The following is a 25,502-nucleotide window of genomic DNA, read 5'->3' as shown; positions in this document are numbered from 1 at the left end:
GATCCCCGTGAAATGTCAGGGACGCATCATGCGGCCCTGCCTCATTTTCGTCAACTTTCGAGCCAGACGCGGGTGGCGACATAGCCGTTCGACATGTCGTTGCCGATGTCGTGGACGTAGCCCTTCAGCTTGGTGCTGGAAGCGTTCACGAAGTCGTTGAACATCGGCAGGATCAGGCCGCCTTCGTCGCGGACCATCATCGCCATCTCGCGATACATTTCCTTGCGCTTGGTCTCGTCGAGTTCCGAGCGGGCCTGCAGCAGGAGTTTGTCGAAGTCCGGACGCAGGAAGCGGGTGTCGTTCCAGTCCGCCGTCGAAAGATAGGCGGTGGAATACATCTGGTCCTGGGTCGGTCGGCCGCCCCAGTAGGATGTGGAGAACGGCTGGACGTTCCAGACGTTCGACCAGTAGCCGTCGCCAGGTTCGCGCTTCACTTCGATATTAATGCCGGCTTTCTTGGCGCTTTCCTGATAGAGAACGGCGGCGTCGACGGCGCCGGGGAACGCGACTTCCGAGGTGCGCAACAGTACAGAGCCGGAATGGCCCGACTTCTTGAAGTGGAAGGCTGCCTTGTCGGGATCGTAGGCGCGCTGCTCGATGCCTTCGGGGAAGAGGGCATAGGTGTTGTTGATCGGGAAGTCGTTGCCAACCTTGCCATAGCCGCCGAGGATCTTTTCCACCATGGTTTCGCGGTCCATGGCGTATTTCAGCGCAAGCCGCAGGTCGTTGTTGTCGAACGGCGCGGTGTTGCAGTGCATGATGAAGACGTAGTGGCCGCGGCCGGAGGTGTTGAGGATCTCGACATTCGGAGCGCGCTTCAGGAGCGCCACCGTCTTCGGATCGACGCGGTTGATGTAGTGAACCTGACCTGACGACAGCGCCGCGATGCGGGCGGTGGCGTCGTTCATGCCGATGATCTCGATCGAATCGACGTAGCCGCGGTCCGAGCGCCAGTCGTTCGGGTTCTTTTCGAGGGTCGCGCGAACGCCGGCTTCGAAGCTCGTTAGCTTGTATGGACCGGTGCCGATCGAGGCCAGCGGATCGTCAGTGCCGCCGTTTGGCTGGATGACCAGGTGGTAGTCGGTGAGGAGCAGCGGCATGTCCGCATTGCCCTCGGTGAGCACGAGGACGAGGTTGTCGCCGTCCTTCTTGATTTCCTTGATGGACTTCATCACGCCGAGTGCGCCCGATTCCGACTTTTCGTCGGTGTGGCGCTTTAGGGTGGCGATGACGTCGTCCACCGTCAGTTCCTTTCCATTGTGGAACTGCACGCCCTTGCGGATCTTGAAGGTCCAGGTGGCGGCGTCGGCGGAAGGCTCCCAGCTTTCGGCAAGGGCCGGAACGGCGGCGCCGGTCAGCGGATGGCTTTCGACCAGCATGTCGCCCCAGCAGCGACCGACGCAGAACATGAACTGTGACAGGAATTTTGCCGGGTCCTTGCTGTCGGTGGCGGAACCGCCTTCAAGGCCGAGCTTCAGGTGGCCGCCCTTCTTGGGCTCCTGGGCTTCGGCGCTGGCTGCGAAAAGGCTGCTTGCGGCTGTGAGCGTCAAGCCCGCGGCCATGGCCCGCCCCATGAATTCACGACGGTTCATGCCGGCGGATGTGACACGACCTGCGAGGTATTTCGTATAATCGTTCATTAGCCTGTTCCTTCTCTGGTTGGTTGGGCGCATCCGGCATGTTGTTTTTGTTCCGTGATGCGGGGACCATTTCGACGCCGTGGCATCAGGCCGGGTCTCCGAAGGCCTCCCTCGTTCTGCCTATTTTCCTTTCCACACGGGATCGCGTTTTTCCGCGAAGGCGCGGGCGCCTTCAAGCTGATCCTCGCTCGAATAGAGAATGTCGACCGTGCGATACTGCCGCTTGGTGATCTTGTTCATCGCGGTCGGAAAATCCTTGCCCTCGGCATCGCGGACGATTTCCTTGATGGCCGCATAGACCAGCGGCGGACCGCTTTCGAGCAGACGGGCGAGTTCCCAGGCGCGCTCCATCAGCCTGTCGGCGGGAAGGATTTCGTTGACGAAGCCCCAGCGATGGCCTTCCTGCACGTCGAGCCAGCGGCCCGTCAGCAGCATGTCCATGGCGATGTGATAGGGGATGCGCTTCGGCAGCTTGATCGAGGCCGCATCTGCCACGGTGCCGGAGCGTATTTCGGGTAGGGCGAAGGTCGCGTGTTCCGCCGCAAGAATGAGATCGGTCGATAGCGCGATCTCGAAACCGCCGCCGCAACAGATACCGTTGACGGCGGCAATGATAGGCTTGTTAAGATCCCGCAGTTCCTGCATGCCCCCGAAGCCGCCGATGCCATAATCGCCATCGACCGCATCGCCGTCGGCGGCGGCCTTCAGATCCCAGCCGGCACAGAAGAACTTTTCGCCGGCGGCGGTCACGATGGCGACCCGCAGTTCAGGGGCATCGCGAAAATCACGGAAAACCTCGCCCATGATGCGACTGGTTTTCAGGTCTATGGCATTGGCCTTGGGGCGGTCGATGGTGACTTCGAGAATGCCGCCTTCGCGTCTGGTGCGGATGGGGTCGGTCATGCAATCAACTCCTCTTCCGGATCAGGGCGTCCACGGCAACGACGCCTGCACCGGCAGGCAACACCAATACCGGATTAATGTCGACTTCTTCCACTTTGGACGCATTGGCTGCGACATAATGTGCCACGGCTGCGACCGTTCGTACCAACGCATCCTTATCGCCTGCCGGTCCACCACGATAGCCGTCCAGCAGTTTCGAGACTTTAAGGCGCCCGATCATTTCGCGGATGGTGTCCTGCGTCGTCGGCAGGGTCAGGATGGCACTATCCTCCAGCAGTTCAACGAGAATTCCGCCGGCTCCAATCGTTAGCACCGGGCCTGCCACGGGGTCGCGCATGGCGCCGATGATGATTTCAGCGACCGGTTTCGGCGCCATTTTCTCGACTAGAAAACCTTTGGCGACAGAGACCATTAGCGCCGCTGCTTCACGTACCGATTCAGCATCGGACAAGTTGAGGCGAACTGCGCCGGCCTCGGTCTTGTGAGCGATGCCGAGGCCCTTGAGGACGACCGGGAAGCCGATCTCATCGGCTGCCGTTGCTGCCTCGTCGGGGGTGGCGACGACCTTGCCTTTCGGGACCGGAACGCCGAAAGCTGCAAGTTCCGCCTTGGCGCTGTCCTCGAAGAGCAGAGTGGTTTCGCCTTCTGTAACGGTTGCGTCGATCAACGGAGCGGGTGTCGGCTTTGCCCAGGCTGCGCCGATTGCTGCGGCAATCTCCACAGCGGTCAGCGCCTCGTCGATACCGGAGAAGGGTACCACGTCTTCTTCCATCAGACCGAGCGCGATGTCTTCCGGCATATTCTCACCGAGGCTTGCAACAACGCCGGCGCGCGCGCCCGTCGCGCTAGCGGCAGCAACGACGGCATCCACCGTCGTCATCCAGTCGCTGGAATCGCAACGATCGCCACGCGGAAAATCGAGTACGACGAGGTTCATCGAAAAACCGCCGGACATCATTGCCGTGAAGGCCGTCGTCTGACGCTCCAGATTGCCCCAAACGAAGGTGTGATAATCGAGCGGATTGGCGAGTGTCACCATCTCCCCCAGGCTTTCCCGCAGGGGGCCTAGCTGTTGTGGCTTCAGGTCGCGGTAGTGGATGTTCCGGCCGACAGCGGCATCCGACATCAGCGAGGCCTCGCCGCCGGAACAGCTCATGGAGGAAATGTCTGTATCTGCGAGCGGCCCGTAAAGATGCAGCAGTTTCAGCGTTTCCAGCATGGCAGGCAGGCTATGAACCCGGCCGATGCCGAGACGCTCCAGAACCGCGCTCGATACAGCGTCGTTGCCAGCAAGCGATGCGGTATGCGAGACGGTGGCCTTCTGCGCCGCTTCCGACTTGCCGACTTTCAGCGCGATCACGGGCTTTTTCAGTTCGCGAGCGCGGAGCGCCAGCCGCTCCAGAGTGCGGATGTCGTCGAAGCCCTCGATATGGAGGCCGACGGCGGTGACACGCGGGTCTTCAAGCACGGCGCAGGCGAGGCCGGAAAGGCCTGTCTGGGCCTGGTTTCCGGCCGTCATCAGGTAGGCTAGTGGCAGTCCGCGGGTCTGCATGGAGATGTTGCAGGCGATGTTGGACGACTGTGTGAGGATGGCGACGCCGTTCGTTGCCCGGACCATGCCGTGCTGGTCAGGCCAGAGAAGCGCGCCGTCCAGCATGTTGATAAGACCATAGCAGTTGGGGCCGATGATCGGCATGTCGCCGGCGGCGGTCACGAGCGCTTCCTGCAAGTCGCCACCATCAGACAGTTCGCTCATTGCCTCACGAAAACCGGAGGCATAACAGATCGCGCCACCTGCGCCGATGGCGGACAGTTCGCGGATGATGTCAATGGTCAGCGCCCGGTTGACGCCGACGAAGGATGCGTCGGGCGGTGCGGGGAGGTCGGCCGTGCTGCGATAGCATTTGCGGCCGAAGATCTCGTCGAGTTTCGGATGAACCGGCCAGATTTCGCCTGCGAAACCCACCCTGTCGCACTGCTCGATGACCCGGCGCGCCTCCTTGCCGCCGTAGACGGCGATCGATTTCGGACGGATCAGGCGGTCGAGGGGACGGGTCATGGGGTGTTACTCCCCTTCGTTTGGCCCCTCATCCGCCTGCCGGCACCTTCTCGACGTAAACAGAGAGAAGGAGGCGCGGGGTAAGGTTGGGACTCCCTCGCCCCGCTAGCGGGGAGAGGGCTGGGGTGAGGGGCAATCACGCGTTTCACCATGCTCACGCCCCCAGCGGCCGAAGCAGTTCGCGGCTGATGATGTGCCGCTGGATTTCCGAGGTGCCATCCCAGATGCGTTCGACGCGGGCGTCGCGCCAGAAGCGCGCGAGCGGCAGGTCGTCCATCAGACCCATGCCGCCATAGATCTGGATTGCCTCATCAGTGACGCGGGCGAGCATTTCCGTGGCGAAGACCTTGGCCGAGGCAATTTCCCGGTTTGACGGCAGGCCCTGATCCAGCCGCCATGCGGCGGAGAGGGTGAGGAGGTCTGCTGCGTCGATCTCGGTAATCATGTCGGCGAGCTTGAACGATACGCCCTGATTGGCTCCGATCGGCTTGCCGAACTGCTTGCGGTCGGCGGCGTAGGAAAGCGCATAGTCGAATGCCCGCCGCGCCCGGCCGACGGAGGTCGCCGCAACGGTCAGGCGGGTCGCGTAGAGCCAATCGTTGGCGATGTCGAAGCCCTTGTGTAACTCACCGAGGATCTGGCTCTTCGGCAAGCGGCATTCGTCAAAGGTCAGGATGCAGTTCTTGTAGCCGCGATGGGAGACCGAGGAGTATCCGTCGCGGATCTCGAATCCGGGTGTTCCCCGGTCGACGAGGAAGCAGGTAATGAGCTTCTTCGGGCCGCGCGGGGTCTGCTCCTCGCCGGTGGCGATGAAGACGATGACGAAGTCGGCGATGTTGGCGTGACTGATGAAGTGTTTGGTGCCGTTGACGATCCAGTCGTCGCCGTCCGGTCGTGCAAAACACTTCATGCCGCGGACGTCGGAGCCGGCATCCGGCTCCGTCATGGCGAGCGCATCGAACTTGTCGCCGCGCGCGGCCGGAAGCAGATATCTTTCCTTCTGCTCGTCGTTGCAGGCCATCAGGATGCCGGAGGGCCTGCCGAAGAACACCGTCAGCGCCATCGATCCGCGGCCGAGTTCGCGCTCGACCAGTGTGAACGTCGTGTGGTCGAGACCGGCGCCACCGACTTCTTCCGGCAAATTGCAGCCGAAGAAGCCGATTTCCTTGCATTTTCGGGCAATTTCCTGTCCGAGTTCGGGCGGTACGCTGCCGGTCCTTTCCACCTCGTCCTCATGCGGATAGATTTCCGTCTCGACGAAATCGCGCACGGTCTTGACGATCATTTCCTGTTCTTCGGTCAGCCCGAAATTCATAGTGTTATGTCCTTATTTCCGCTGTCCAACCACGCGACCGGCATTGGCCGGCAGCGGCAAACAGGCATGGGCGTCGATCAGCTGCTGCAGCTTGTCCTTGACCGCTGGCAGCGGCGGCAAAACCTTGCCTTCCTTGGAGGCGACATGCAGCATCAGATGCTCGCAGGTCGCCAGCAGCGCGTCGTCGGAAGCACGATACAGCCACATGAAGGTGTGGAGCTTCTTGCCGTCGCAGGGTAGGACCTGCGCCTTCACGTAGAGCGCGTCGCCGAGCTTGGCCTCATCGAGCCACTGGTTGTGGGCCTCGACAGTGTAGTAGCTGTGGCCGGCGGCGACATAGTCCATGTCGACACCGATCAGGCGCAGAAGCGCGTCGGCGCTGTCGGCGAAGCACTGGTTGTAGCGGAACTCGGTCATGTGGCCGTTATAGTCGACCCAGGACGGATTGACCTTGGTGTCCAGCAGGCGGATCGGCTCTGCGCCGATCTTGGCTTCCGGCTTCTGCGCGTTGGCCCAAAGATGCGCCTCGAACTCGGCCAGCAGCTTGCCCGAGCCCCAGCCCTTGCCGCCGTTGGCGCCCTTCAGCGCGTGCATGATGCCGACAAGGTTTTCGTCCCGGATGCGTTCCAGTTCGCGGATACCGTATGCGCCAGACTGTGAGTCCGACTGGTTTGCGATCTTGTCGGTCAGTTCGTCATCGAGGTCGACGACGTCGGTGAGCTTGGTCCAAGGCCAGGAGAGGCAGGGACCGAACTGGGCGATGAAGTGGCGCATGCCCGCTTCGCCGCCGGCGATGCGATAGGTTTCGAACATGCCCATCTGCGCCCAGCGCATGCCGAACGAATAGCGGATCACATCGTCGAGCGTCTCGGTGTCGCAGATGTCATCCTTGATCAGCCACAGGCCCTCGCGCCAGACGGCTTCGAGCAGCCGGTCGCCGACGAAGGCCTCGATTTCCTTCTTGAGGATGACGCCCTTCATGCCGATGGTGGCGAGCTTCGCCTTGGCGTCCTCAAGGACCGCGGGCGAGGTCTTCTCGCCGCCGACCAGTTCGGCGAGCGGAAGCAGGTAGACCGGATTGTAGGGATGGGCGACGAAGAGCCGCTCGGGATGCTTCATGTCGCGCTGCAGATCGGTTGGCAGGATGCCTGACGTCGATGAACCTATCAGCGCCTTCGGATCGGCGGCCGCGTCGATCTGGGTTAGGACACCGCGCTTGAGGTCTACGCGCTCCGGTACGCTTTCCTGAATCCAGTCAGCGCCTTGCACGGCTTCTTCGATGCTTTTGACGAAGGAGAGCTTGCCGCGCGGCGGCAGCGGCGCCATGGTCAGCATGGCATAGGCTCGCTCGGCATTGGCGATGACCTCGCCGACGATGCGTTCGGCCTCCGGGTGCGGGTCGAACATGTTGACGTCTATGCCGGAGAGCAGGAAGCGGGCTGCCCATGCCCCGCCGATGACGCCGCCGCCGACACAGGCCGCCTTGTTGATCTTGGTCATGCGAAAATTCCCTGTATTTCTCGATTACCTGTTCCGGATCAGCCGCGCGGAGCGCGCTTCACCAGCTTCAGCTTTTCGCGCACTTCGGCCGGGCCGATGACGCGGGCGCCCATGCCTTCGATGACCTGTACGGCCTTCTCGACGAGCTGGGCGTTGGTGGCGAGCTGGCCCTTGCCGACATAGAGGTTGTCCTCGAGGCCGACGCGAACATTGCCGCCGGCGAGCACGGCGGCTGCCGGATAGGCCATGGCATTGCGGCCAATGGAGAAGGCGGAGAAGGTCCAGTGCGACGGCACGTTGTTGACCATCGCCATGAAGGTGTTGAGGTCATCGGGCGCGCCCCACGGAATGCCCATGCAAAGCTGGATCAGGACCGGATCCTCGATCAGGCCTTCCTCGGCGAGCTGCTTGGCAAACCAGAGGTGGCCGGTGTCGAAGGCCTCGATCTCGGGGCGAACGCCGAGGTCCGTCATCTGCTTCGCCATGGCGCGCAGCATGGACGGCGTGTTGGTCATCACGTAGTCGCCGAGGTTGAAGTTCATCGTGCCGCAGTCGAGCGTGCAGATTTCCGGCAGGCACTCGGCGACATGGGAGACGCGCTCGGTTGCACCGGCCATGTCGGTGCCCTTCGGGTTCAGGGGAAGGGGGCTTTCGACATCACCGAAGATCAGGTCGCCGCCCATGCCGGCGGTGAGGTTGAGCACCACGTCGACATCGGCTGCGCGGATGCGGTCGGTGACTTCCCTGTAGAGTTCGTTCCGGCGGCTTGCTGCACCCGTTTCCGGCTCGCGGACATGGCAGTGGACGACGGCAGCACCCGCCTTTGCCGCATCAATAGCGCTTTCGGCGATCTGCTGGGGGGTAATCGGTACGTGCTTCGACCTGGAAGTGGTGTCGCCGGCGCCGGTGACGGCGCAGGTAATGAAGACGTCGCGATTCATGGCTAGTGGCACGGTCAGGTTCTCCCTCTTTTGTTAGAGCTATTACGGGCCAGTTTTGATGAACGTGCTTTGCATGAACGGATCGATTCTATACAGTATCGGAACTGATCCGATGCTCTTTCAAAAGACCCTTGCATGGCGGAAGACCCGATCCAGACGACGGAGCTCGACATTCTTGTCGTTCCGGAAACTAATCTTATCCTCGTCGCTTCGGTGATCGAACCGCTGCGCGTCGCCAATCGGGTCAGCGGTCTTGACCTTTACCGCTGGCGCATCATGAGCCCGGACGGGCTGGCCATCGAGACGAAGAGCCGCATTCCCGTGCCGGTCGACGAGGTCTTCCGGCCGGAGAACGAGACGACCCCGCTCTTCGTGCTGTCGAGCCACAACTGGCGGCGTTATGCGACATCCGCGCTGAAAACCCTGCTGGCCAAGACCGCCCGCCACAGGAGCGTCGTTGCCGGTATCGAATCGGGCACATGGCTTCTGGCCGAGACGGCGCTACTCGATGGCTTCTCGGCAACCTCGCACTGGGAGGATTACGAGGAGTTTTCCTCCTCCTATCCGCAGGTGCGCACCGTTCGGGAGCGCTACGTGATCGACGGAAAGCGCATCACGACCGGCGGCTCCCTGCCCACACTCGACCTGATGCTCGAGCTGATCCGTCGTCGCCACGGCTATTCCATGGCGCTAGAGGTATCGCGGCAGTTCATCTACGAGCAGGGCGGAACGCCGGGCGATGCGGCGGCCATGCCCTCGACCGGCAGCGTGCGGTTGGCCGATCCGAGGGTCAGCCATGCCATGCGATTGATGGAGGAACATATCGAGCAGCCGCTGACGCTGGCGCGGCTCGCCCGGCGCGTCGGCGTCAGCGACCGTCACCTGCAATCCCTGTTTCGGGAGACGATCGGCGCGCCGCCGCATGTGCATTATCTGGCTCTCAGACTCAACGCGGCGCGGCGCAAGGTGATCGAGACGCGGCTTGCCTTTGCCGACATCGCGGCGCTGACCGGTTTCAATTCGGCCTCGGCCTTTGCCCGCAGCTATCGGGCGCATTTTAGGGAAAGCGCTTCCGACACCCGCCGGCGGTTGCGGCCGGGCAGCGGGTTGGTCGCGTAGGCTTTGGCGTTCAGGATACGGTTTCGCCGCCGTCGATCACGAGGACCTGGCCGGTCATGTATGACGAGCGGTCTGAGACGAGGAAGAGAACGGCTTCCGCGATCTCGTCGGTGCTGCCGAAGCGGCCGAGCGGCACCTTTCGCCGGATATAGGCTTCAAGCTCTTCCCTGCCGCCCATCTGGCGGATGAAGGGATCGTTGAAGGGGGTATCGACCCAGCCCGGGCAAAGGGCGTTTACCCGGACGCCGAACTTCGCATAGTCACCGGCCATCTGTCTGGTCATGGCGATGACTGCGTGTTTCGAGGTCGTATAGGCGATCATCTCGCGGTCGTAGAGAATGCCCGAGGATGACGAGGTGTTGACGATGGCTCCACGACCGGCAGCCTTCATCGCCGGCATGACGAGGCGAGCCGCCATGAAATGGGCCCGCACGTTCAGGTCCCAGGAACGGTCGAAGCCTTCGAGGGAGACGGTTTCCAGATCGCCCTCGACCTGAGCCCCTGCATGGTTGTGCAGGATGTCGATCCTGCCATGACGGGCGAGCACGCTGGATAAACCATCGCTAAGGGCGGCATCGTCGGTGACGTCGAGAATGAGCGCCTCGGCCGAGCCTCCCGCTGCCTCGATGTCCGCGACGGTGGATTGCGCCGCGTCGGCGTTGCGGTCGGCGACGACGACATGAGCGCCCTCGCGGGCGATGATCGCGGCGGAAGCGCGGCCGATGCCCGAGCCGGCGCCGGTGACGATGGCGACGCGGTCCTTGAGGATCATGGGATTTACTCCGTTTCCGAAGACGCAGGCTTGCGCTCGCGCATCAGGCTGCGTGCGCCGACGATCATCAGCAGGGAGGCGGCGAGCACCATGGATGCGACGGCGTTGATCTCCGGCGTGATGCCGCGGCGGATCGAGGCGAAGACATACATCGGCAGCGTGGTCTTCGAGCCGGCGACGAAGAAGGCGATGATGAAATCGTCGAAGGAGAAGGTGAAAGCGAGCAGGAAGCCGGCCACGATGGATGGCAGGATCTGCGGCAGGACGATGGAGCGGAAGGTGGTGAACGGCGTGGCGTAGAGGTCGCTCGAGGCTTCCACGATATCCCGGCCGAGGCTGGCGATGCGCGCCTTCACGATCATGGTTACGAGCGCCATGCTGAACAGGCCGTGTGCGGCTATCACGGAGCCGTAGCCGAGCCCCAGTTTCGGAGCGACTTCGCCCGGCCAGATCGCGGTCAGTACCGGATTGACGAAATTGAACACTTCGACCAGCGCAACCAGCGTCGCAATGCCGATGACGACGCCCGGAACGACAATGGCCGCGGAAAACAGGCCATCGAAGATCGCTCGCATGCGCGGCGACATGCGCTCCATCGCAAGGGCTGCCATGGTGCCGAAGAGGGCGGCGAGCAGCGCGCTGGTCAGGCCGATGACGAGGCTGTTCCACAGCGCATTCATCAGGAAGCTGTTGCCGAGCGCCTTGCCGTACCACTGGGTCGAGAAGCCGATGAACTCGGACGCATTGCGACCGGCATTGAACGAGAACAGGACGACGAGGGCGATCGGCGCGTAAAGGAACAGGTAGACGCTGGTGATGAAGGCGCGCATCAGACGAGATCCACTTGCCTAGTGCCGGAGACCCGCCAGGCGATCCGCATGGCGATCATCAGGACGATGACGACGATGAGCACGAGGGTGACGGCAATCGCCGAGCCGAAGGGCCAGTTGCGCGATTGCAGGAAGAGGTCGACGAGTGCGTTTCCGAGGAAGAAGACCTTGCCGCCGCCGAGAAGCTGCGGGATCAGATATTCGCCGAGCAGCAGGATGGTGACGAGCGCCACGCCGGTCATGACGCCGGGCAGGGAGAGGGGCAGGGTGACGCTGAAGAATGTCGAGATCGGCTTGGCGCCAAGATCGGCGGAGGCCTCCAGCAGGCGCCTGTCGAGCTTTTCGAGGCTGACATAGATCGGCATGATCATCAGCGGCAGATAGCCATAGACGATGCCGAGCAGGACTGCGCCGGGCGTGTTGAGCAGGCGGACATTTTCGATGCCGATCATATCAAGCAGGTTCGGAATGCCGCGCGAGCCGAGAATGTACATCCATGCATAGGTGCGCACGAGCAGGCTCGTCCAGAAGGGAATGATGACGAGCGAGACCAGCAGGAGCCGGTGGTTGGGGTTCGACTTGACCGCGAGGTAATAGGCTGCCGGATAGGCGATCAGCAGGCAGAGCAGGGAGCCGATCGGCGCCAGCGTCAGCGTGTTGACATAGGCCATCGATCGGGCGCCGAGATTGGCGTAGTGCTCCAGCGTGAAGCCGGGCTGGTAGCCGCCGGCCGCGCCGCGTTCGCCGAAGGAGAAAACCACCATGGCGATGAAGGGCAGCACCAGGAAGAAGAACAGCCACAGGGCCGCCGGCGCGATCAGCGCCGCGGTCACAAGCTTTTTCCTTGTGTCGAGACTGGCCATGGGTCGAAATCGATCCTGAAGGGGTTTGAACGAAAGATCCCCCGCCGTGGTCCGCCTTGTGCCGACGGGGGATGGGAAGCGGGCGGCGATGAACCGCCCGGGGTCATGCTCAGGCTGACTTGAACCGTGCCATCAGCTCGGCGCGGCCAGGATCGGTCAGCGTCACGGCTGCACCGAATTCGAGCGGCGTCAGCGCGGCTTCGTCCGGATAGACGATCTTGTTCGAAGTGATTTCCTTCGGCAGCAGGTCGATGACGCGGCTGTCGGTCGCCGGAGCGCCGTTGGCGATGTGTTCCTTCACCGCGACGGCCGGGTCCATCAGGAAGTTCAGGAGCGCATAGCCGGCGGCCTTGTTCGGAGCATCCTTCGGGATCGCGTAATAGTCGGTCCAGATCTCGCCGCCGTCCTTGCCGAGGATATAGGTGATATCGGGAATGTCGCGGTTGAGCTGCGCGCCGTCATTGGTCCAGCACATGGTCAGCCATGCATCGCCGGCGCGCATGGCCGGCTGGTAGTCGCTGTTGATGGCGAAGAGGTGCGGCTTTACCTTGAGCAACAGTTCCTCTGCCTTGGCGAGTTCTTCCGGCTTGATCGAGTTGAAGGAGTAACCGAGCGACACCAGCGCGCTGCCGATGGTGGTGAGCTGGTAGTCGTGAACCATTGCACGGCCGTCGGCCTCGGTCATGGCGGCTTCGAAGAAGTCCTTCCAGCTTGCCATCGGCTTCTTGATCTTGTCGGTGTTGACCGCAAAACCGGTGGTGCCCCAGTTCTTCGGCAGGGCAAAGGTCTTGCCGTCGATCTTGCCTTCCGAAGTGAAGCGCGGGTTCTCGGTCTCAGCGCTGAAGTTCGGCACCTTGGTCAGGTCGAGTTCGTCGATCAGGCCGAGCTGGACATATGTCGAGATCGTATAGTTGGTCGGCACGAACAGGTCCCAGCCGGAAGCGCCGGCCTGGAGCTTGGCGAGCATCTCCTCGTTGGAACCGAAGACGTTGACCTCGACGGCAACGCCGGTTGCGGCTGTGAACGCCTCGAAGGTTGCCGGATCGTGGTAGTTCGGCCATGTGGCGATCGACATCTGCTTGCCGAGATCCTCGGCCATCGCCATGGAACCGAAGGGGCGCATCGCGCCGCCCATGACGGTGGCCGCAAGGCCGAGACCGGTTACGCCGAGGAAGTGACGGCGGCTCACGGAACCACGCTTCAGACGCATGAACTCGTCCATGAAACGTTGGGGCGTGATCAGCGAATTATCCTTTTCTTTCCTGCTCATGTTGCTGTTCCCTTTGTTTTTTCGTGATGTTTTCTTGTAATGCGCGTCATGCTGAAAAAATGTGAACGGCCTGTGGGTCGAAGCCGAGCGCGACCTCGGTGCCGGGATCGTGCAGGCCGGTTTCGGCAGGCTGGCGTTCCGTGGTGACGAGGACATCGCCGATGCCGGGCACGGCCACGCAATATTCGACGCTGGAGCCCAGGAAGATCCGGTTTGTCACCTGGCCGCGCAGGGCGTCGGTTACCCCGATTGCTGCGGTCGAAAGCGTGATTGCCTCGGGGCGCACGGACAGGATCGCCTTGCCTGCCGAAAGCTCCCGCTTGACCGGTGCGGTGATCGCCACGCCATTACCGAGGCGGACCATGCAGCGATCGGTGCCTCGGGCCTCGATTTCGCCTTCCAGCTTGTTGGTCTTGCCGACAAAGCCGGCGACGAAGAGGTCGGCGGGGTTGTCGTAGACCTCCTGCGGCGGAGCGAGCTGGACGATCCGGCCGGCATTCATGACGCAGACGAGGTCGCTCATCGAAAGTGCCTCCTCCTGGTCATGGGTTACGAGCACGAAGGTGATGCCGAGTTCGCGCTGGATCGTCTGCAGTTCGATCTGCATGGCGGTGCGCAGGTTCTTGTCGAGCGCGGCCAGGGGTTCGTCGAGCAGGAGGACCGAGGGACGGTTCACCAGCGCCCGGGCAAGCGCCACGCGCTGCTGCTGGCCGCCGGAGAGTTCATGGATACGTCGTTTACCAAAGCCGCCGAGCCGGACCATTTCGAGTGCGGAAGCGACCCTCTTGGTGATCTCGCCGGAAGGCAGGCGAGGGCGGAGCTGCTTCAGGCCATAGGCGACGTTGTTCTCGACGTCGAAATGCGGAAAGAGCGCATAGTGCTGGAACACCATGTTCACCGGGCGGCGATAAGCCGGAACACCGTGCATCGGAGTGCCGGCGATCATGACTTCGCCCTCGCTCGGCTGCTCGAAGCCGCCGATCATCCTGAGGCAGGTGGTCTTGCCGCAGCCTGATGGCCCGAGGAGCGCTAGAAACGCACCCTTCGGCACTGCGAGCTCAATGTTCTTCACTGCGGTCACGCCACCATAGTTCTTGGTGACAGACCGGAATTCGATGTCGTTGACTGACGTTTGCGTCACGTCTGTTCCCCGCGGCTAGAGGTTTTTTATGTCGGCACTCTTCGTTGCCTTGCCACCGTCGCTGGGCAGAAGAGTAGTCCTGCGTTCATTTCGCGGTATATACCCCGAGAGAGGTATTTTGCGGTAAATTGTGTCGTGGAAGATATACCTCTGCCGCACTCCGAAGGAGAGATAGCGGTTATGAAAAGGATCTCGACGCCATGCCGATCGACCATGGAAACCTGTTTCTGGCCGTCGCCTCGCTGGTCGGCGTGGAGGCGCTGGCCGATGTCGAGGTGGGGGAGCGCTTCCGCCAGCTGATGGCGAGCCTCACGCGCTTCGACCATGTCGTGGTCTTTGCCTATCGCGGCGAGCAGCGGCCAATCGAACTCTATGCCACCTTCAACGAGAAGGAACACGAACTCTTCGTCAGCCTTTATCAGGATGGCGCCTATCTGCTCGATCCGTTCTACTGGAATGCGACTGCGGCCGGTGCCGGTGTTTTTCGCATGCGGGAGCTGGCGCCCGACAGGTTTTTTTCCAGCGAATACTACCGGACCTATTACGGGCAGACGGGCCTTGCCGAAGAGATCGGTTTCTTCGTCACGCTTCCGGGCGATGTGACGATCGTGCTCTCACTGATGCGCAAGGAGGCCTCCGGGGTCTTCTCGGCAAGCGAATTCGCGCTACTCAAACAGGCCGAACCACTCGTCGCGGCAATCGTGCGGCATTTCTGGGCGGAGACCGGCAAGCGTTTCGACGCGGCGCGAGCAAGCCGCAAGCGTGGGCATGTGGACGATTCCGGCCCAAAGCGCATCTGGCGGGATCTCAACCTGACTGCACGGGAGGCAGCGATCATCGAGCTCGTGCTGCAGGGCCATTCGTCCGAGTCCATCGGGCTCCGGCTCAACATAGCGACCGGCACGGTGAAGGTGCATCGGCGCAATGTCTATCGCAAGCTCGGCATATCCTCGCAGATCCAGCTTCTGTCGCTCTATCTCGAGACGCTGCCGACGACGGCCTGAGCGGCATCAGAGCGCCATGCGCGCAGTCGGACGCATGCGCTCCAGCTTCCTGAATCCACGCATCGAGCTTTCCTGGAATCGGTTCCGATTTTCGGGCCGATGCGCTAGCGAAAACTGTCGCGTAGCGCCCGGATCATCAGCAGGGCGGAGAGTGCGCCGGCATCGGGCGGGCGCCGGCCGTTGATGAACGTGGCATCCGCGCCGTGCATGACGGCATCCGTTTCCACGCCGTCCTCGGCAGCCTCAAGGGCTGCTGCCAGACAGACGGCGGGATCATTGTTGTTGGCTGCTGCCTCGGCGTAGGCGGCGGCAGCGACCTGCCAGATATCGGCGATATTCTTCGTTTCAGTCCCGGCCTTGCCGTGGGCAGCAATGCCTGCTGCCATTTCCTTGAACGCCTTGGCAAAATCGGTTGCCGTCAATGCCTTCTTGCGCATCGTGGCGGTGCCTGCGCGGCGAAAGGCGCTGGCGTACAGTCGGGCAGACGCCGCGTCAAAGGTCATCAGGCTTTCGGCAACGATATCGAAGAGTTCGGAAGGCGTTGAATCCGACGGTTCCAGCGTGGCGAGATGGGTTTCCACACCGCAGAAGACGCGGGCCATGGTCTCGCCATGGTCACCGTCGCCATTGATGCGGTCGACGCGGGAAAGAATGCTGCGGTTTTCCGTCATCGCCGCGGCAATCTCGGAAAAGGCCTCTAGCAGGGAGACGGTGGTGATCGTGGGAGCCGTCATGCCAACGCCTCCCACATGATGATCTGCTGCTGTTTACACCGGTTTCTCATGCTTGCCCCTTCCGTACCCCTGTGACGGTCAGAACAAGTAGAGAAAATTTTCAGGCCCGGTTCAAGCCGTTATTGCAGTGCATCAGCTGCGGCCTTCAGTCCTGCAGGACCAGCAGGTCGCCGGAATCGATCTTCAGCGCAACCGTGTCACCGACAACCGGCGGGCTGACGCCCGGATCGTTGAACATGTCGAAGGAGATGGTATTGCCGCCGACGTTCATGCGGGTGCGGATGACCGAACCGAGGAAATGGCTCGACACGACCTGACCGTGAAGCGTGGTATCGCTCTTGCGGCCTTCGGCCAGCGATCCGGCCTCCGGACGCATGGCGAGCTGCACCTTGCCGCCCGCGGCCGCGGCAACGGTATCCCTGAGCTTCAGCTCGGTGTCGCCGATACGGACGCTACCCGTCGCCGGATCGACCACTGTCGCTTCGATGAGGTTGAGGGTACCGACGAAAGAAGCGACGAAGCGGGTAGCCGGCTTATTGTAGATCTCGAAGGGCGTGCCAATCTGGTCGGCCCGGCCTGCATTCATGACCACCACGCGGTCAGAGATAGAGAGGGCCTCTTCCTGGTCGTGGGTGACGAAGATGGTGGTGATGCCGAGCTTCTGCTGGATCTGGCGGATTTCCTCGCGCAGCGAAACGCGGATCTTGGCGTCGAGCGCCGAGAGCGGCTCGTCCAGCAGCAGAACCTGCGGCTTCGGTGCCAGTGCGCGGGCCAGCGCCACGCGCTGCTGCTGACCACCGGACATCTGGTAAGGGTAGCGTTCACCGAGATGGCCGAGATGGATGAGGTCGAGCATCTCCTTCACGCGCTTTTCGATCTCGGCCTTCGGTGTACCGGCGACCTTCAGGCCAAACGCGACGTTATCGAAAACGTTCATGTTGGGGAAAAGCGCGTAGGCCTGGAACACCATTCCGATATTGCGCTGGTTCGGCTTCAGGCTCGACTGGTCCCGGCCGTTGATGACGATCGAGCCGCCGGTCGGCGTCTCGAAGCCCGCGACCATGCGTAGGATGGTGGTCTTGCCACAGCCCGATGGGCCAAGGAAGGAGATGAATTCGCCCTTCTCGATAGCCATGTTGAAGTCGTGAACGACTTGCACCGGCCCGAAGGATTTCTGGATGTTGGTCAGAGTCAGAAATGACATGGCGGTGTTCTCAGGCTGGACGTTGGGTTGTTTTTTGGAAGCGGGACACGAGCTGGATGAGGCCGAGGCATCCCCAGGTGATGCCGAAGGCGATCACGGCGAGGGCCGCCGGCTCATAGGCGCGATTGGCGCCGAGCAGCTGCATGTAGGGACCAAAGGCCGGACGGTTGAGCAGGGCGGCCATGGTGAATTCGCCGATGACGATGGCGAATGTCAGGAAGGCGCCTGATAGAACCGAGATCAGCACGTTCGGCAGGATGATGCGGAACAGGATGCGCCCCCAGCTTGCCCCGAGGCTCTGTGCTGCCTCCGTCAGGGTGCGGACGTCGATCGACTGCAGGCCGGTATCGACGGCTCGATACATATAGGGTAGCGACAGGGTTGCATAACCGAACATCAGGAGAATGTTGGTTCCCATGATCGAGCCGGTGAGTGGCAGCCAGCTGGATGTGTTGTAGAGCCGGATATAGCCGAACACGATGACGATGGCCGGAATGACCAGCGGCAGCAGCGTGATGAATTCGATGAAGGGACGCAGCGTCGGCATGCGCAGGCGCACCCAGTATGCGGTCGGTACGACCAGCAGGATGCCGAAGACGATCGTCACAAGCGCCATGGTCACCGAATAGGTGAAGGTTTCCTGGAAACGTGGATCGCCCAGCACCTTGGCGTAGGCGTCGAACGAATATTCGCCCCGGCGCATCTTCAGCGAGAAGTTCGTCATGCCGATCAGCGGCAGAGCGAAATAGAGGAGGCCGAACAGCAAGGCCCCCCAGGCCCAGATCTTCTTCATTTCAGCCACCTTTCGCTGCGGGCGCGCAGCCAGATGTAGAGGGCGTTAGCAATGCCGGTAACAAAGATCATTCCGAATGCCAGAGCATAGCCCAGATTGGGGTTGCCGAGAACATCGCCGCGAATCTGGGCGAAGAGCAGGATCGGCACGATGTTCAGCGATGAGCCCGTCAGCGCGATGGCGGTTGCCACGGCGCCGAAGGCGTTGGCGAATAACAGCGCCATCGTGCCAAGCAGCGAGGGCAGGAGAATCGGGAAGGCGACCAAGCGCCAATATTGGCCGTTGGTTGCGCCCAGGATCGAGGCGGCTTCCTTCCACTCCCGCTTCAATCCGTCGATCGCCGGCGTGATGATGAGGATCATCAGCGGGATCTGGAAGAACAGGTAGGTGATGGTCAGGCCCCAGAAGGACAGGATGTTGAAGCCGAGCGAGCGCAGGTCGATGCCGATTTGCGTACGCAGGAAGACAGTGACGAAGCCGACCGGACCGAGCGTTGCCAGAAAGGCGAAGGCAAGCGGAACGCCGGCGAAGTTGGAGGCCACGCCCGAGAAGGTGAGGAGTGGCGCACGGATGCCGGACGGCAATCCGCCGAGGACGACGGCTGCAGCCATTGCAAAGCCGATCAGGCAGCCGAGGAAAGCCGAGGCAAAGCTTATCTTGATGGAAATCCAGTAGGCCGAAAGGATCGACGGCGTAAAGAGGTCTGCGATATTCTGGAGTGTGAACCCGCCATCCGGTGTCTGGAATGCACCGATAACGATCTTCATCGTCGGCAGGAGCAGGAATAGCGTCGCGAATATGAGAAAAGGTGCAACACCCAGCCATTGCAGCGGGAGCCGATCTGCGATGCCGGCTTGCTTGCCGACGATCGGACTTTCGTTTGCCATCGATTGTGTCCCCTGCCGCGCGTCATGCCCGGCTTTTGTTTTAATGCGTTCAAGTATTTCCATAAAAGGCAAAATCCGCCCCGGCCTCAAGACCGGGGCGGGCATTTCAGTGTGTAAAATTACTGTACGTTGGCGCCGACAACGCTGTCCCAGCCAGCGGTGACTGCAGCCTTGTTGGCATCGACTTCCTCGAGGGTCGGGAAGTAGGCCTTTTCATAGGAGGCAGCCGGCGGCAGCTTGTCGAGCAGGGCCTGCGGGATCTTGCCAGCCTTCGACATGGCGTTGAAGCGGGCCGGGTGGCAGTAACCGGCGAGCCATGCGGTCTGGCCTTCGTCGGAGTACAGGTATTCCATCCACAGCTTGGCAGCGTTCGGATGCGGAGCGTAGGCCGAGATACCCTGAACGTAGACGCCGGCGAGAACGCCGCTTTCCGGAACGACGACTTCTACCGGCGGGTTGCCAGCGAGCGTGTCCTTCCAGGACAGGGCGTTGTAGTCCCAGGCCACGACGATCGGGGTCGAGCCCTGTGCGAGCGTGCCGGACTTGCCGATGACCGGAACGAAGTTGCCGGCCTTGTTGACTTCGGCGAAGTACTTCAGACCGGCTTCGCCAGCTTCCTTGCCAGCCTTGGCGCCGGAAGCGAGACCAGCGGCGAGAACACCGAGAATGGCCTGGTTGGAAGCGCGCGGGTCACCGGCGAGAGCGAACTGGCCAGCATAGTCTGCCTTCAGCAGGTCAGCCCAGTCCTTCGGGGTTTCCTTGACGATGTCCTTGTTCACGATGAAGGACATGACGCCGTAGTAGTCGCCGTACCAGTAGCCTTCAGCGTCCTTGATGGTATCAGGGATTTCGTCCCAGGTGGAAACCTTGTAAGGCTGCAGCAGGCCTTCAGCCTTTGCCTGCGGGCCGAAAGCGAGACCGACGTCGATGACGTCAGGAGCCTGCGGGCCCTTGTTGTCCTTGTTGGCCTTGATGGCTTCGACTTCGTCAGCCGAGCCAGCGTCCGGGTTCAGTTCGTTGACCGAAATTTCCGGATACTTCTTCTTGAAGCCGTCGATTACGGCGCCGTAACCGCACCAGTCGTGGGGCAGGGCGATCGTGGTGAGCATGCCTTCCTTCTTGGCAGCTTCGATCAGTTCTGCGCTCGGTTCAGCGTAGGCGACGGTGGACGACGCGACGACAACGGCGGTCGTCAGCGACAGCATGCGACGGAAATTCGTAATCACTGAAGTTCTCCTTGGTTGGTTATACAGCGATGCGGGACAGATATTCGGCTTGCATGATAATAATGTGACATTTCCAGTGGAGCCGTTAGCCGGCTCCCGGAATTCTTGTTCCGTTTGACCTCCTCCCTTTCATTACGGGTCTAATTAACGTGGTTTCCGAAACAGGCGAGCCTGTTCGAACAGCCCTTCCAGGGTATTCATGCGTTCACGGGTCTCGGCCCATGACGAATTCTGGACTGCCTCTACCAAAGCTTCCACGACGAATAATGTGACGACTGACGAGTCCCAGGCGGAGGGGGCTTCCACCGCCAGCTTGAAACAGTGCCGAGCATGTTTCGAAACAGGCGAACTCCATTCGTCTGTGAACAGCACGATCTCCACGCCGCCCGCCTTGGCGACCTGCGCCAGCGTGGCCATGTCCGCCTCGTAGCGCCGGATATCGAAGATCACCAGAACGTCGCCGGGATTCATGTTGAGTACATGCTGCGGCCAGGCGCTGGTGTTCGAGGACATCAGCGTCGTCTTCGGCCTGATGACCTGCATGTGGGTGAAGAAATACTCGGCCAGCGCGCCGGTGATACGTCCGCCGACGAAATAAAGGCTTCGCCGCTGGTCGGCCAGAAGACCGGCAACTTCGTCGAACGACGCGGTGTCGAGCTCGCCAAGGCTCTGGCGCATATTGTTCATCACCGCCTCGGCAAAGCGGTTGAGGACATGCGTTCCGGGAGCGTTGGAGGCCCAGCGGTCATGCTTGGCGATCGGGTTGGAAAGTGTCGCTTCGAGTTCCTGATGCAGGTGCGCCTGGAATTCCGCATATCCCCTGTAGCCGAGTTTCTGCACCATGCGCGCAACAGTCGGCGTCGAAACTCCGGCATTTTCCGCAACCGTCGTGATGCTGCCCAGACCTGAAACGGGATAGTTGTCCAGCAAGCTGTCAGCCAGCTGCCGTTCCGCACGCGTCAGGTTTTCCAAACGCGCCTGTATAACGTCCGCGACTCTTTTCGAAGCGTTCGGCAATGATCGTCCTTTTTCCCCTGGGCCAATCTTCTGTCAGCCTCATGACAAATTTATCCCTGCCTCGAACCTGTGTGTCAATCGGGGTTGTGAAGAGAAATTTTCAGGAGTGGATTGACAGTCTCGTGATCGTGAAGAATTCTCTTCTCAATAAAGAGGACCATGAAGGTCCGGGGGGACACGCATGCTTTTGAGGTCGGACATTCTGACGGCGGCAGAAGGCGAAGCTGCGGGCGTCGACAACCCACAGGGTGTCGGGGCGGTACTTCTCATATGTGAACATGCTTCCAAAACGCTGCCCGCGAGCGTCGGCGATCTCGGACTGGATGCAGAGGCGCTTTCGAGCCACATCGCCTGGGACCCCGGCGCGCTTGCCGTTGCGGAAGCGCTTTCGGTCAAACTCGATGCGACGCTCATTCATCAGCGGTTTTCCCGGCTGGTCTATGATTGCAACCGGCCTCCGGAAGCTCCCGGTGCAATGCCGGAGGTAAGTGAAATCTACGAAATTCCCGGTAACCGGGACCTATCCCCCGCCGAGCGCTATGCACGCACCGCCGCCCTTTACGTGCCCTTTCACGACAAGGTTGCTGCGACGATTGCCGAGAGGACGGAGCGAGGACAGCAAACGGTACTGGTAACGGTGCACAGTTTCACACCGGTCTATCTCGGCAAGCCGCGCGCGGTCGAGATCGGCATTCTCCACGACACCGACCGCCGGCTGGCAGACGCCATGCTCGACGCTGCCGAAGGCGGTCCTTTTCGCGTCGAAAGAAACGTACCCTACGGCCCCGAGGATGGCGTGACCCATACCCTCAGGCTGCATGGGCTGCCGCAAGGGCATCTCAACGTGATGATTGAAGTTCGAAACGACCTTATCGCAGACGCAGTCGGCCAAGGGGTTGTGGCCGACTATCTGGCAGGACTGATACGCGCGGCAATCGGCGTTTGCCAGCAATAAGAAATGACCCCGGGGAGCAGGTGATCTGCAAACCAGCCATCGCGGAAATCGGTGGCAAGACCAACGGAATTGTCCGCAATCCCGCGGGCGATCGGTTCATTGGGGGACGTCATGTCGAATTATACCGACCAGGACAAAAAGCATGACATGCATATATTGCACTCCATGGGTTATGCCCAGGAGCTAGAGCGTCGCATGAGTTCGTTCTCGAACTTCGCAATCTCCTTTTCGATCATCTGCATCCTGTCGGGCGGTATCAACTCGCTCGCCCAGGCAACTGCCGGCGCCGGTGGGGCGGCTATTGGCATCGGCTGGCCGCTCGGCTGCTTCGTATCCTTCGTCTTCGCCGTAGCCATGGCGCAGATCAGTTCGGCCTATCCGACGGCTGGCGGCCTTTATCACTGGGGTTCCATTCTCGGCAACCGGTTCACCGGCTGGCTGACGGCATGGTTCAACCTGCTGGGCCTTGTGACGGTTCTTGGTGCTATCAACGTGGGCACCTATTATTTCTTCATGGGCTCCCTCGGGACACCTTACTTCGGTCTCGAAGACACCACGCTGACCCGTATCGTATTCCTTTCGGTCATCACCGGCCTGCAGGCGCTGGTGAATCACATGGGCATCGGCCTGACGGCCAAGCTCACCGACTTTTCCGGCTACCTGATCTTCGTAACTGCGATCGCTCTTTCCGTCGTGTGCCTTGCCACGGCTGACAGCTTCGACATCGGCCGTCTCTTCACCTTCGCCAACTATTCCGGCGAGGCGGGCGGCAATGTCTGGCCGGAGACCTCGGGTACTTGGGTCTTCCTGCTTGGTCTGCTGCTGCCGATCTACACCATCACCGGTTATGATGCTTCCGCACATACTTCGGAGGAAACAGTCAAGGCGGCGCATTCCGTTCCGAAGGGTATGATCAGCTCGGTCCTTTGGTCGGCACTGTTCGGTTACATCATGCTGTGCTCGTTCGTGCTCATGATCCCGGCAAGCGTGACGAATACTGACGGAACCACGGTCGACGGCATGACGGCTGCAGCCGGTCAGGGCTGGAACGTTTTCTTCTGGGCGCTGAACGAGCAGGTCAATCCGGTTATCCGCGACATCCTCTATATAGCGATCTTCATTTGCCAGTGGTTGTGCGGCCTTGCGACTGTCACCTCCGTCTCGCGCATGATCTTCGCCTTCTCGCGTGACGGCGGCCTGCCGGCTTCAAGGCCGCTTTCCAAGGTCAGCCCGACCTACCGCACGCCGGTTGCCGCGATCTGGACCGGATCGATCCTTTCGGTGCTGTTCGTATGGGGTTCGTCGCTGGTTTCGATCGGTGAGACGCCGGTTTACACTATCGTCGTATCTTGCACGGTCATCTTCCTGTTCTTCTCCTTCACGATTCCAATCGCTCTCGGCCTCTTTGCCTGGGGAACGTCGAAGTGGGACAAGATGGGTCCTTGGAATTTGGGAGAGGCCGTGTTCAAGCTGTTCGCGATCCTGTCCGTGCTGGCGATGATCCTGATCTTCGTCCTCGGTATCCAGCCGCCGAACGACTGGGCTCTGTATATTACTGTCGGCTTCCTGGTCGTGACCGGTATTGTCTGGTTCGCTTTCGAGCAGCGCCGCTTCAAGGGGCCGCCGATCGGTGACGAAGTCGCCAGGCGTCAGGCCGAGATCGCCGCTGCCGAAAAGGCCGTAGGCGAGGCCTGACAGACAATTTCCCCGGCTCGCAAGGGCCGGGGAAGACCACCCAAGAGGAGAACGGGCCGGCGAGCCTGAAACAAAGATAAAAGCGGGTTTCACTCATGAGCATGACTTACACATTCGACGATTTGAAGAAGGACGTCGCCGACGGCCGCATTGACACGGTACTGGCATGTCAGGTCGACATGCAGGGCCGCCTGATGGGCAAGCGCTTCCAGGCGGAATATTTTATCGAAAGCGCCTACAAGGAAACCCACAGCTGCAATTATCTCCTCGCGACCGACATGGAGATGGAAACCGTATCCGGCTACAAGTCCACGAGCTGGGAAAAGGGCTACGGCGACTACACCATGAAGCCCGATCTTTCGACGCTTCGTCGTGTTCCTTGGCTCGAAGGCACTGCACTCGTTCTGTGCGACATGCTGGACCATCACACCCATGACGAAGTGCCCCATTCGCCTCGCGCCATCCTGAAGAAGCAGGTTGCGCGCCTGGAGGCGATGGGCATGAAGGCCTACATGGCCAGCGAACTCGAGTTCTTCCTGTTCGATCAGACCTATGACGATGCGCGCATGTCGGGTTACCGCGACCTGCAGCTCGTCTCCGGTTACAACGAAGATTACCACATCTTCCAGACGACCAAGGAAGAGGATGTGATGCGGGCGATACGCAAAGGCCTGCAGGCCGCGGGCATTCCGGTCGAGAACTCCAAGGGCGAGGCGTCGGCCGGTCAGGAGGAAATCAACGTCCGCTATGCCGACGCGCTCACCATGGCCGACCGCCACGCCATCATCAAGAACGCCTGTAAGGAAATCGCCTGGTCGCGCGGCAAGGCGATCACCTTCCTCGCCAAGTGGCATTATAATGCAGCGGGTTCTTCATCGCATATTCATCAGTCTCTTTGGACCTCCGATGGCAAGACGCCTCTGTTTTTCGATGAGAACGGCGAGCACGGCATGTCATCGACGATGAAGCACTACATGGCGGGTCTTCTCTCGCATGCCAGTGAGATTACCTATTTCCTCGCGCCCTACATCAATTCCTACAAGCGCTTCATGGCCGGTACCTTTGCGCCTACCAAGGCGATCTGGTCCAAGGATAATCGCACTGCCGGCTATCGCATGTGCGGCGAGGATACTAAGGCTATCCGCGTTGAATGCCGTGTCGGCGGCTCCGACCTCAATCCATATCTCGCCATGGCGGCCCTGCTTGCCGCCGGTATCGACGGGATCGAGAAGAAGATGGAGCTGGAGCCGGCATTTACCGGTGATGCCTATGGCGCTCAGGGTGTTCGCGAGATCCCGCGCACACTCAGGTCCGCGACTGAGGCACTTGCCGGTTCAGCCATGCTGCGGGATGCGTTCGGCAGCGATGTAATCGATCACTATGTCCGTGCTGCGGAGTGGGAGCAGGAGGAATACGATCGTCGGGTCACCGACTGGGAGGTCGCGCGCGGTTTCGAACGGGCCTGACGCCCGTTCCTCATCCGGCGAGGGACCTTTGCCGGATGCCACCGACAATCGGCCGACTATTACTTTGGGAAGATTTCGGTGCCGGCCAAACCGCAATAGACTGCAATACATGCCCCTGTGAATCGACATGAAACAGGGGAGCAGGTGTAGCCTGACACGCGATCCCGC

General features: G+C 61.2%; 22 protein-coding genes. 5 read left to right on the top strand and 17 right to left on the bottom strand.

The annotated features are described in order from the left end of the window. Positions 1–50: 50 nt before the first annotated feature. The 6 genes from H4I99_RS05590 to bcoG all read right to left on the bottom strand — a co-directional run bounded on the left by H4I99_RS05590 (position 51) and on the right by bcoG (position 8,370). Positions 51–1,640, bottom strand: coding sequence for an ABC transporter substrate-binding protein (locus tag H4I99_RS05590; protein ID WP_163899900.1), 1,590 nt, complete (start codon positions 1,638–1,640; stop codon positions 51–53). A 120-nt stretch (positions 1,641–1,760) separates the two neighbouring features. Further along, positions 1,761–2,543 (bottom strand): carnitinyl-CoA dehydratase, encoded by a 783-nt coding sequence (locus H4I99_RS05585; RefSeq protein WP_163899898.1) that lies wholly within the window; start codon positions 2,541–2,543, stop codon positions 1,761–1,763. A 4-nt stretch (positions 2,544–2,547) separates the two neighbouring features. Beyond that, complete coding sequence (locus H4I99_RS05580) at positions 2,548–4,602, bottom strand: acetate--CoA ligase family protein (protein ID WP_163899896.1); 2,055 nt, start codon at positions 4,600–4,602, stop codon at positions 2,548–2,550. 154 nt (positions 4,603–4,756) lie between these two features. Continuing rightward, entirely contained in the window at positions 4,757–5,917 is a 1,161-nt protein-coding gene (locus H4I99_RS05575) for an acyl-CoA dehydrogenase family protein (RefSeq protein WP_163899894.1), read from the bottom strand. Between the two features lie 12 nt (positions 5,918–5,929). After that, on the bottom strand, positions 5,930–7,417 hold the full coding sequence (locus H4I99_RS05570; protein WP_163899892.1) for a carnitine 3-dehydrogenase: 1,488 nt from the start codon (positions 7,415–7,417) through the stop codon (positions 5,930–5,932). A gap of 38 nt (positions 7,418–7,455) precedes the next feature. Then, positions 7,456–8,370 (bottom strand): 3-dehydrocarnitine:acetyl-CoA trimethylamine transferase BcoG, encoded by a 915-nt coding sequence (gene bcoG / locus H4I99_RS05565; RefSeq protein ID WP_163899890.1) that lies wholly within the window; start codon positions 8,368–8,370, stop codon positions 7,456–7,458. A 123-nt stretch (positions 8,371–8,493) separates the two neighbouring features. Here bcoG and H4I99_RS05560 point away from each other — a divergent pair, with 123 nt between their 5' ends. Continuing rightward, entirely contained in the window at positions 8,494–9,477 is a 984-nt protein-coding gene (locus H4I99_RS05560; RefSeq protein WP_163899888.1) for a GlxA family transcriptional regulator, read from the top strand. Between the two features lie 10 nt (positions 9,478–9,487). On the opposite strand, the gene H4I99_RS05555 is transcribed toward H4I99_RS05560, so the two are convergent. From H4I99_RS05555 to H4I99_RS05535, 5 genes are all read right to left on the bottom strand, one after another. Further along, the gene (locus H4I99_RS05555) at positions 9,488–10,249 is read right to left on the bottom strand and encodes an SDR family NAD(P)-dependent oxidoreductase (RefSeq protein WP_163899886.1); all 762 of its coding nucleotides are present in this window, start codon (positions 10,247–10,249) and stop codon (positions 9,488–9,490) included. A 5-nt stretch (positions 10,250–10,254) separates the two neighbouring features. Next, on the bottom strand, positions 10,255–11,079 hold the full coding sequence (locus H4I99_RS05550; protein ID WP_163899884.1) for an ABC transporter permease: 825 nt from the start codon (positions 11,077–11,079) through the stop codon (positions 10,255–10,257). Continuing rightward, complete coding sequence (locus H4I99_RS05545) at positions 11,079–11,942, bottom strand: ABC transporter permease (protein ID WP_163899882.1); 864 nt, start codon at positions 11,940–11,942, stop codon at positions 11,079–11,081. The genes H4I99_RS05550 and H4I99_RS05545 overlap by 1 nt, the downstream gene beginning before the upstream one ends. Positions 11,943–12,051: 109 nt before the next feature. Continuing rightward, positions 12,052–13,212: an ABC transporter substrate-binding protein gene (locus tag H4I99_RS05540; RefSeq protein ID WP_163899880.1), complete on the bottom strand. Its 1,161-nt coding sequence runs from the start codon at positions 13,210–13,212 to the stop codon at positions 12,052–12,054. 46 nt (positions 13,213–13,258) lie between these two features. Then, complete coding sequence (locus H4I99_RS05535) at positions 13,259–14,353, bottom strand: ABC transporter ATP-binding protein (protein ID WP_163899879.1); 1,095 nt, start codon at positions 14,351–14,353, stop codon at positions 13,259–13,261. A 200-nt stretch (positions 14,354–14,553) separates the two neighbouring features. Here H4I99_RS05535 and H4I99_RS05530 point away from each other — a divergent pair, with 200 nt between their 5' ends. Beyond that, positions 14,554–15,357 carry a helix-turn-helix transcriptional regulator gene (locus tag H4I99_RS05530; protein ID WP_163899877.1) on the top strand — a complete coding sequence of 268 codons (804 nt, stop codon included), beginning with the start codon at positions 14,554–14,556 and terminating at the stop codon, positions 15,355–15,357. A 104-nt stretch (positions 15,358–15,461) separates the two neighbouring features. On the opposite strand, the gene H4I99_RS05525 is transcribed toward H4I99_RS05530, so the two are convergent. The 6 genes from H4I99_RS05525 to H4I99_RS05500 form a co-directional block, all read right to left on the bottom strand. Further along, on the bottom strand, positions 15,462–16,091 hold the full coding sequence (locus tag H4I99_RS05525; protein WP_163899875.1) for a DAK2 domain-containing protein: 630 nt from the start codon (positions 16,089–16,091) through the stop codon (positions 15,462–15,464). Between the two features lie 145 nt (positions 16,092–16,236). Continuing rightward, positions 16,237–17,295, bottom strand: coding sequence for an ABC transporter ATP-binding protein (locus H4I99_RS05520; RefSeq protein WP_163899873.1), 1,059 nt, complete (start codon positions 17,293–17,295; stop codon positions 16,237–16,239). A 10-nt stretch (positions 17,296–17,305) separates the two neighbouring features. Next, entirely contained in the window at positions 17,306–18,088 is a 783-nt protein-coding gene (locus H4I99_RS05515) for an ABC transporter permease (protein ID WP_163899871.1), read from the bottom strand. Beyond that, positions 18,085–18,975: an ABC transporter permease gene (locus H4I99_RS05510; RefSeq protein WP_163899869.1), complete on the bottom strand. Its 891-nt coding sequence runs from the start codon at positions 18,973–18,975 to the stop codon at positions 18,085–18,087. The genes H4I99_RS05515 and H4I99_RS05510 overlap by 4 nt, the downstream gene beginning before the upstream one ends. 119 nt (positions 18,976–19,094) lie before the next feature. After that, positions 19,095–20,180 (bottom strand): ABC transporter substrate-binding protein, encoded by a 1,086-nt coding sequence (locus H4I99_RS05505; RefSeq protein ID WP_194362053.1) that lies wholly within the window; start codon positions 20,178–20,180, stop codon positions 19,095–19,097. Positions 20,181–20,345: 165 nt separating this feature from the next. Next, positions 20,346–21,218 carry a MurR/RpiR family transcriptional regulator gene (locus H4I99_RS05500; protein ID WP_163899865.1) on the bottom strand — a complete coding sequence of 291 codons (873 nt, stop codon included), beginning with the start codon at positions 21,216–21,218 and terminating at the stop codon, positions 20,346–20,348. A 181-nt stretch (positions 21,219–21,399) separates the two neighbouring features. Here H4I99_RS05500 and H4I99_RS05495 point away from each other — a divergent pair, with 181 nt between their 5' ends. The 3 genes from H4I99_RS05495 to H4I99_RS05485 all read left to right on the top strand — a co-directional run bounded on the left by H4I99_RS05495 (position 21,400) and on the right by H4I99_RS05485 (position 25,334). Next, positions 21,400–22,173: an N-formylglutamate amidohydrolase gene (locus H4I99_RS05495; RefSeq protein WP_163899863.1), complete on the top strand. Its 774-nt coding sequence runs from the start codon at positions 21,400–21,402 to the stop codon at positions 22,171–22,173. Between the two features lie 111 nt (positions 22,174–22,284). Further along, the gene (locus H4I99_RS05490) at positions 22,285–23,868 is read left to right on the top strand and encodes an amino acid permease (RefSeq protein WP_163899861.1); all 1,584 of its coding nucleotides are present in this window, start codon (positions 22,285–22,287) and stop codon (positions 23,866–23,868) included. 101 nt (positions 23,869–23,969) lie between these two features. Continuing rightward, positions 23,970–25,334 (top strand): glutamine synthetase family protein, encoded by a 1,365-nt coding sequence (locus H4I99_RS05485; protein ID WP_186663245.1) that lies wholly within the window; start codon positions 23,970–23,972, stop codon positions 25,332–25,334. Positions 25,335–25,502: the final 168 nt, after the last annotated feature.

The sequence above is a fragment of the Paenirhizobium daejeonense genome, assembly GCF_014280875.1.
In the GTDB taxonomy this organism is placed as follows: Bacteria; Pseudomonadota; Alphaproteobacteria; order Rhizobiales; family Rhizobiaceae; genus Allorhizobium; species Allorhizobium daejeonense.
The sequence above is the reverse complement of the archived record's forward strand: the minus strand, read 5'-3'. Positions and strand labels throughout refer to the sequence as shown.

Excerpts from the sequence above, each read along its gene's own strand:
- H4I99_RS05485 (WP_186663245.1), top strand. The coding sequence starts at position 23,970 with ATGACTTACACATTCGACGATTTGAAGAAGGACGTCGCCGACGGCCGC.
- H4I99_RS05580 (WP_163899896.1), bottom strand. The coding sequence starts at position 4,602 with ATGACCCGTCCCCTCGACCGCCTGATCCGTCCGAAATCGATCGCCGTC.
- H4I99_RS05490 (WP_163899861.1), top strand. The coding sequence starts at position 22,285 with ATGTCGAATTATACCGACCAGGACAAAAAGCATGACATGCATATATTG.
- H4I99_RS05545 (WP_163899882.1), bottom strand. The coding sequence starts at position 11,942 with ATGGCCAGTCTCGACACAAGGAAAAAGCTTGTGACCGCGGCGCTGATC.
- H4I99_RS05560 (WP_163899888.1), top strand. The coding sequence starts at position 8,494 with ATGGCGGAAGACCCGATCCAGACGACGGAGCTCGACATTCTTGTCGTT.
- H4I99_RS05590 (WP_163899900.1), bottom strand. The coding sequence starts at position 1,640 with ATGAACGATTATACGAAATACCTCGCAGGTCGTGTCACATCCGCCGGC.
- H4I99_RS05575 (WP_163899894.1), bottom strand. The coding sequence starts at position 5,917 with ATGAATTTCGGGCTGACCGAAGAACAGGAAATGATCGTCAAGACCGTG.
- H4I99_RS05530 (WP_163899877.1), top strand. The coding sequence starts at position 14,554 with ATGCCGATCGACCATGGAAACCTGTTTCTGGCCGTCGCCTCGCTGGTC.
- H4I99_RS05515 (WP_163899871.1), bottom strand. The coding sequence starts at position 18,088 with ATGAAGAAGATCTGGGCCTGGGGGGCCTTGCTGTTCGGCCTCCTCTAT.
- H4I99_RS05510 (WP_163899869.1), bottom strand. The coding sequence starts at position 18,975 with ATGGCAAACGAAAGTCCGATCGTCGGCAAGCAAGCCGGCATCGCAGAT.
- H4I99_RS05570 (WP_163899892.1), bottom strand. The coding sequence starts at position 7,417 with ATGACCAAGATCAACAAGGCGGCCTGTGTCGGCGGCGGCGTCATCGGC.
- H4I99_RS05520 (WP_163899873.1), bottom strand. The coding sequence starts at position 17,295 with ATGTCATTTCTGACTCTGACCAACATCCAGAAATCCTTCGGGCCGGTG.
- H4I99_RS05505 (WP_194362053.1), bottom strand. The coding sequence starts at position 20,180 with ATGCTGTCGCTGACGACCGCCGTTGTCGTCGCGTCGTCCACCGTCGCC.
- H4I99_RS05495 (WP_163899863.1), top strand. The coding sequence starts at position 21,400 with ATGCTTTTGAGGTCGGACATTCTGACGGCGGCAGAAGGCGAAGCTGCG.
- H4I99_RS05525 (WP_163899875.1), bottom strand. The coding sequence starts at position 16,091 with ATGACGGCTCCCACGATCACCACCGTCTCCCTGCTAGAGGCCTTTTCC.
- H4I99_RS05585 (WP_163899898.1), bottom strand. The coding sequence starts at position 2,543 with ATGACCGACCCCATCCGCACCAGACGCGAAGGCGGCATTCTCGAAGTC.
- H4I99_RS05555 (WP_163899886.1), bottom strand. The coding sequence starts at position 10,249 with ATGATCCTCAAGGACCGCGTCGCCATCGTCACCGGCGCCGGCTCGGGC.
- H4I99_RS05540 (WP_163899880.1), bottom strand. The coding sequence starts at position 13,212 with ATGAGCAGGAAAGAAAAGGATAATTCGCTGATCACGCCCCAACGTTTC.
- H4I99_RS05550 (WP_163899884.1), bottom strand. The coding sequence starts at position 11,079 with ATGCGCGCCTTCATCACCAGCGTCTACCTGTTCCTTTACGCGCCGATC.